Origin of the sequence: Longimicrobium sp., from assembly GCF_036554565.1 — a bacterium.
Classification (GTDB): domain Bacteria; phylum Gemmatimonadota; class Gemmatimonadetes; order Longimicrobiales; family Longimicrobiaceae; genus Longimicrobium.
On record NZ_DATBNB010000464.1, the window covers coordinates 1 to 5,790 of the forward strand.

Annotated in this window: 7 protein-coding genes; 6 read left to right on the plus strand and 1 reads right to left on the minus strand. The window is 70.1% G+C overall.

The features are described 5' to 3' along the window. From VIB55_RS12755 to sufU, 6 genes are all read left to right on the plus strand, one after another. Positions 1 to 525, plus strand: a 525-nt coding sequence (locus VIB55_RS12755) for a SufD family Fe-S cluster assembly protein (RefSeq protein WP_331877030.1), incomplete at its 5' end; no start/stop codon positions are given. 3 nt (positions 526 to 528) lie between these two features. After that, a complete protein-coding gene (locus tag VIB55_RS12760) occupies positions 529 to 846 on the plus strand; it encodes a non-heme iron oxygenase ferredoxin subunit (RefSeq protein WP_331877031.1) in 318 nt (105 codons plus the stop codon). Between the two features lie 64 nt (positions 847 to 910). After that, on the plus strand, positions 911 to 2,176 hold the full coding sequence (locus tag VIB55_RS12765) for a cysteine desulfurase (protein WP_349263021.1): 1,266 nt from the start codon (positions 911 to 913) through the stop codon (positions 2,174 to 2,176). A 10-nt stretch (positions 2,177 to 2,186) separates the two neighbouring features. Next, entirely contained in the window at positions 2,187 to 3,428 is a 1,242-nt protein-coding gene (locus VIB55_RS12770; RefSeq protein WP_331877032.1) for a hypothetical protein, read from the plus strand. Then, positions 3,415 to 4,473: a type IV pilus twitching motility protein PilT gene (locus tag VIB55_RS12775; protein ID WP_331877033.1), complete on the plus strand. Its 1,059-nt coding sequence runs from the start codon at positions 3,415 to 3,417 to the stop codon at positions 4,471 to 4,473. Before VIB55_RS12770 ends, VIB55_RS12775 begins: the two co-directional genes overlap by 14 nt. Before the next feature lie 4 nt (positions 4,474 to 4,477). Further along, the gene (sufU, locus tag VIB55_RS12780; RefSeq protein ID WP_331877034.1) at positions 4,478 to 4,921 is read left to right on the plus strand and encodes a Fe-S cluster assembly sulfur transfer protein SufU; all 444 of its coding nucleotides are present in this window, start codon (positions 4,478 to 4,480) and stop codon (positions 4,919 to 4,921) included. A gap of 121 nt (positions 4,922 to 5,042) precedes the next feature. Here the strand turns inward: sufU and VIB55_RS12785 are convergent. After that, on the minus strand, positions 5,043 to 5,790 hold a 748-nt coding region (locus VIB55_RS12785; RefSeq protein WP_331877035.1), incomplete at its 5' end, for a hypothetical protein.

Here is a 5,790-nt window from a genome sequence, read left to right on the forward strand (position 1 = left end):
GGCGCCGACCTGGCCCGGGCGGACGTGCAGTGCCGGCTTCGCGCGCCGGGGAGCCACGTCGACATGCTCGGGCTGTACATCGCCGACGGCACGCAGCACTTCGACAACCAGACGCTGCAGGACCACCTGGCCCCGCACGCCAGCAGCAACCTGCTGTTCAAGGGCGCGCTGAACGACGCCGGCCGGTCGGTGTTCCGCGGGCTCATCCGCGTGCATCCCAAGGCGCAGCGGACCGACGCGTACCAGACCAACCGCAACCTGATCCTCAGCGACAAGGCGCGCGCCGACTCGCTCCCAAATCTGGAGATCCAGGCCGACGACGTGCGCTGCTCGCACGCCGCCACGGTGGGGCAGCTGGACGAGGAAGAGGTGTTCTACCTCCTTTCCCGCGGCATTCCCAAGGCCGAGGCCGTGCGCCTGGTGGTCTTCGGCTTCTTCGGCGAGGTGCTGGAGCAGCTGCCGCTGGAAGGCGTCAAGCAGGAGCTGCTGCGCGTGGTGGAGCGCAAGCTCGACGCGTCGCGCTGACCGTTGGCGTGGATCAGGGCCGCCGCCCTCTCGGAGCTTCCGGCCGAGGGGGCGGTGCTGGGAGTGGAGGCGGGGGGACGGCGGGTCGCGCTGGCGTTGGTGGAAGGTGAGGTGTACGCCTTCGCCGACAACTGCACGCACCGCGACTTTCCGCTCTCGCTCGGCGAGGTGGACGTGGAAACGTGCACCGTCACCTGCGAGTGGCACGGCGCCGCCTTCGACATCCGCACGGGCGACCCCGCCTGCGGCCCCGCCTTCCGTCCGATCGCGGTTTTCGCCGCCAAGGTGGAGGGCCCTGATGTGATGGTGGATCTACCCTGATTTCGATCGTTTGCGGCGCGAGGCCGGGTGAGCGCCCGGCCTCGCGTTCCGTTTCTGGAGCCTGATGATGAACAACGCAACGCTGCTGGAAGCGCCGGCCTCACCGCTGGACGTGAAGCGCATCCGGGACGACTTCCCGATCCTGCGCGAAACGTCGAACGGCAAGCAGATCGTCTACCTGGACAACGCGGCGTCCACGCAGAAGCCCACCGCCGTCATCGACGCCATCGCGGAGCACTACCGGCACAACAACGCCAACGTGCACCGCGGCATCCACGAGCTATCCAATCGCGCCAGCGACGCGTACGACGGCGCGCGGACGCGCGTCGCCAAGCTGTTCGGCATCGCGGACGAGGCGGAGTTGATCTGGACGCGCGGCACCACCGAGTCGCTAAACCTGATCGCCTACTCCTGGGGCCTCGCCAACCTTAAGCGCGGCGACGAGATCCTGCTCTCCGAGTTGGAGCACCACTCCAACCTGGTACCCTGGCAGCTCGTCGCCCAGCGCACCGGCGCAAAGCTGCGCTTCCTGCGCATCGACGATCAGGGCCGGCTGGACCTGGAGCCGCTGGACCAGGTGCTCACGGAAAGAACCAAGCTCGTCTCCCTGTCCCACGTCTCCAACGCGCTGGGAACGGTCAACCCGGTCAAGGAGATCGCGGCCAAGGCGCACGCCGTCGGCGCGCTGATGGTGGTGGACGGCGCCCAGTCCGCCCCGCATCTTCCCGTGGACGTTCCTTCCCTTGGGTGCGACTTCTACGCGTTCAGCGGCCACAAGATGTGCGGGCCCACGGGGATCGGCGGGCTGTGGGGGCGGCGCGAGGTGCTGGAAGCCATGCCGCCCTTCCACGGCGGCGGCGACATGATCGAGTGGGTAGACCTGGAGCAATCCACCTACGCGGCCCTCCCCCACAGGTTCGAGGCGGGCACGCCCAACATTGCCGGCGCGGTGGGGCTGGCCGCCGCGGCCGACTACCTGGCGGGGATCGGGCGCGAGGCCATCCTGGCGCACGAGCGTTCGCTGATCGCCTACGCCGTGGAGCGGATGGGGGAGATCCCCGACCTGCGCATCCTGGGCCCAAGCAACCTGTCGGAGCGCTCCGGCGTCGTCTCGTTCACCCTGGCCGACGTGCATCCCCACGATCTGGCGACCATCCTGGACAGCGAGGGCGTGGCCATCCGTGCCGGCCACCACTGCTGCCAGCCGCTGATGAAGTGCCTGGGCGTGGGATCCACCGCGCGCGCCTCGTTCTACCTGTACAACACCCCCGCCGAGGTAGACGCGCTGGTGGACGCGCTCCACAAGGCGCGCGGCCTGTTCGGCTACTGAGAGGACTCCTTTGACCGTCAACAAGCGGCCCATCCGGCTGGGCGAGCTGCTGGTGCAGCTGGGGCGCATCACCCCGGACGACGTGGCGCGCGCGCTCGAGGAGCAGCGCGCGGGCGGCGGGTTCCTGGGCGACGCGCTGATCCGGCTTGGGCTGATCACCCGCGACGAGCTGACGTGGACCCTGGCCGACCAGCACGACATCCCGTTCGTGCGGCTGCGGCCCGAGCACATCGACCACGGGTTGGCGGCCCTCGTCCCGGCGGCGTGGGCGCGCGAGCACAACATTCTTCCCGTGCTGCAGGACGGCGACCGCGTGACCGCCGTCATCGCCGACGTCACCCATCTGGAGCTGCTCGACGAAGTCTGCCGGCTGACCGGCGCCGCGTCGGCCGAGCCGGCCCTGGCCGCGCCGGAAACCATCCGCGAGCTGATCGACGCCGTCTACGGGCCCGCGGTGCAGCCCGCCGGCTCGCTCCTGCAGTTGCTGACGGACGCGCTGGCCTACGGGGCGGGGAGCCTGGGAATCTCCGTCCGCGGCGCGTCGGCCATCGGCTGGTACCGCGTGGTAGAAACGGTCCATCGCCCGCTCCTGGCCGGCTGGCAGGGCGAGCTCGCCTGCGCGCTCTCCCCCCTCGCGCCCACGACCGGCGGAGGCGAGGTGCACGCGTGGCCTGCCACGCTGACCGTGGACGGCGCCGCGTGGCGGGTGGCGTGCCACGCCGCGGGGCACGACGGCACGATGGAGTGGGCGGCGCGGCTCGTGGGTCCGCTTCCGCGCGAGCTCGCCTCCGTGGAAGCAGACTCGGCCGCGGTGGATGCGGTGCGGCGCGCGATGGCGAATGGTCCCGTGCTGGTCGGCGTCCGAGCGGACGGCGCGCCGGGGCTGGACGAGGCGCTGTCCATGTCCCTCCCTGCCCTTCCAGCGCTCCTCCTGGGAACCCAGACGCGGTCGATCCACCTTTCCGATCGATCCGCCGTCGTCCCCGGCGGCACCCTGGCGCTGCCGGTGGACGGTCCCCTGGATGCGGTGGCGGAGCAGCTGGCCATCTTCTCGCCCCAGGCGCTGACGGTGGACGTCGATCATCTCGCGCCCGGAGACGAGGCCGCGCTGCGCAATGCCGCGCCTTTCTCCGCCGTGCTGGTGCGCGGTGCCGATGCGACGCCCCCCTCCTTCGATCTGACCCTCCGGCTGGCGGCCGGCGCCGACGGGTTCACGTGGTCGCCTTCAGAGCAGGCACATGCCCAAGATTGACCAGTTCCTGGAGCTTCTCCTGAAGCACGAAGGCTCCGACCTTCACCTGAGCTGCGGCAGCGAGCCGGTGATGCGGGTGCACGGCCACCTTCAGCGCGTGAAGTTCCGGCCCCTCACGGCGGCTGACCTGAAGACGCTGTTCTACGAGATCCTCAGCGAGGGGCAGAAGGAACAGTACGAAGCCACGATGGATCTCGACTTCGCCTACGAGATCCCTGGGGCGGCGCGCTTCCGCGGCAACTTCTTCAACCAGCACCGCGGCCCGGCGGCGGTCTTCCGCATCATCCCCTCGCGCGTGCTGACGGCCGACGAGCTGGGGCTGCCGGAGCCCATCCGCAAGTTCACCGAGCTGAACAAGGGACTGGTGCTGGTGACGGGGCCCACGGGATCGGGCAAGTCGACCACGCTGGCGGCCATGATCGACCTGATCAACCAGACTCGCCCCGAGCACATCCTGACCATCGAAGACCCCATCGAGTTCGTGCACCAGAACCAGCGCGCGCTGGTCAACCAGCGCGAGGTGGGGCCGCACACAAAGAGCTTCGCCACCGCGCTCAAGGCGGCGCTGCGCGAGGACCCGGACGTCATCCTGATCGGCGAGATGCGCGACCGCGAAACCATCTCTCTGGCGCTGACCGCGGCCGAAACGGGCCACCTGGTGTTCGGAACGCTGCACACCAACAGCGCGCACAAGACGGTGGACCGCATCATCGACACCTTCCCGGGCGAGCTTCAGCACCAGGTGCGCGCCATGCTTTCCGAGAGCCTGCGGGGCGTGGTCGCGCAGCAGCTGCTGCGGAAGAAAGGGGGCAAGGGGCGGGTGGCCGCACACGAGATTCTGGTGGGCACGCCGGCGGTGGCCAACCTGATCCGCGAGGCCAAGACCTTCCAGATCCCCTCGTCCATCCAGACGGGCAAGCGCGACGGGATGATCCTGATGGACCAGTCGATCATGAACCTGATGATGGCCGGCACCGTCGACGCCGACGAGGCGTACGGCAAGGCGCTCGACAAGGCGGCCTTCCAGAAACAGCAGCAGGGATAGCCCGATGGAACGCTCGGCGCTGGACTCCGTGTACCAGGAGCTGATCCTGAAGCACTACCGCAGCAGCAAGCACCGGGGCGAGCTGGAGTCGCCCGATGCGGTGGTGCCCATGCGCAACCCCGTCTGCGGCGACGACATCCTGCTGCAGGTGCAGGTGCGCGAGGGGCGGATTGCGGAGATCCGCTTCAGCGGCCACGGGTGCGCCATCTCGCAGGCCGCCGCGTCCATGATGAGCGAGCACGCCCTGGGCAAGACGTGGGACGAGGTGCACGCCGTCGCCGGCCGCTTCCGCCAGATGATCCACGGCGACGAGACCGCCGCGCGCGACAAGGCGCTGGGCGACATGCGCGCGCTGGCCGGCGTGTCGAAGCTGCCGCGCCGGGTGAAGTGCGCCATGCTCGCCTGGGACGCCCTGGACGAGGCGGAAAAGAAGATCGATCCGCAGTAGGAAATTTCACGCGGAGGCGCGGAGGTACAAAAGAGAGCCGCGGAGGGGCACGATGCTCCTCCGCGGCTCTTCTTTTCCTCCGCGCCTCCGCGTGAACTGCGGTGACGGAGCTGGCGCGTGATCAGCGCTTGGTCGCGCGGCGCGGAATGCGGCGCGGGTCCCCGCCCTGCTCTATGCGGTCGGCAAGTTCGATCAGCGCGGCGAAGGTGTCGTCCGCCGGCGCCTCCATGTCGGCCACCTCGATGGGGTCCGCGCCGCCGATGGCGTGCCGCAGGATGTCGACGGCCTCGCGAAGGGACTGGGCGGCGCGATTCTCGATGTCCGCCGGCTCCTCCGCGGGCTGCACCGGCTGGGAGGTGGTGGCCCATCCCCCCGCCCGGGCACGGCGGCGGCGGCGCACGCGGCTCTGGTAGAACTCGCGCCCGCTCTCCGTCAGCACAACCCGGCCGTCTTCGCGCCCCACCAGCCCGCGTCCCTCCAGCGCCCGCACCACGCGGCCGTCCAGGTCGTCGAACGGCACCGGCGACTCCGCCAGGGCCAGCTGGCGCAGCATGTCTTCCTGCGTGGAGTTCAGCATCACCTCGCCGTTCTCGGCGGGGGCGTCCGGCTCTGCGGCGGGCGCCGCCTCGGATGGATGGCTGATGCGCGCGGGCACGGCGGCCGGCGTGGGGGCGATCCCCTGGTCCAGCGACGTCAACGCGCGGCGGCCGTCCGGGGTAATCACCGCGAACCCGCTCAGGCGCTTGACGTAGCGGCGCATGGCCAGCGTGCGCAGCGCGTCGGCGTCCAGGCGCGCCTCGGAGGTAGGCGAGCCGCGCTGCGCCAGGTCGCGCAGCAGGGAAATTTCAGCCGTGGAAAGCTCGTCGAAC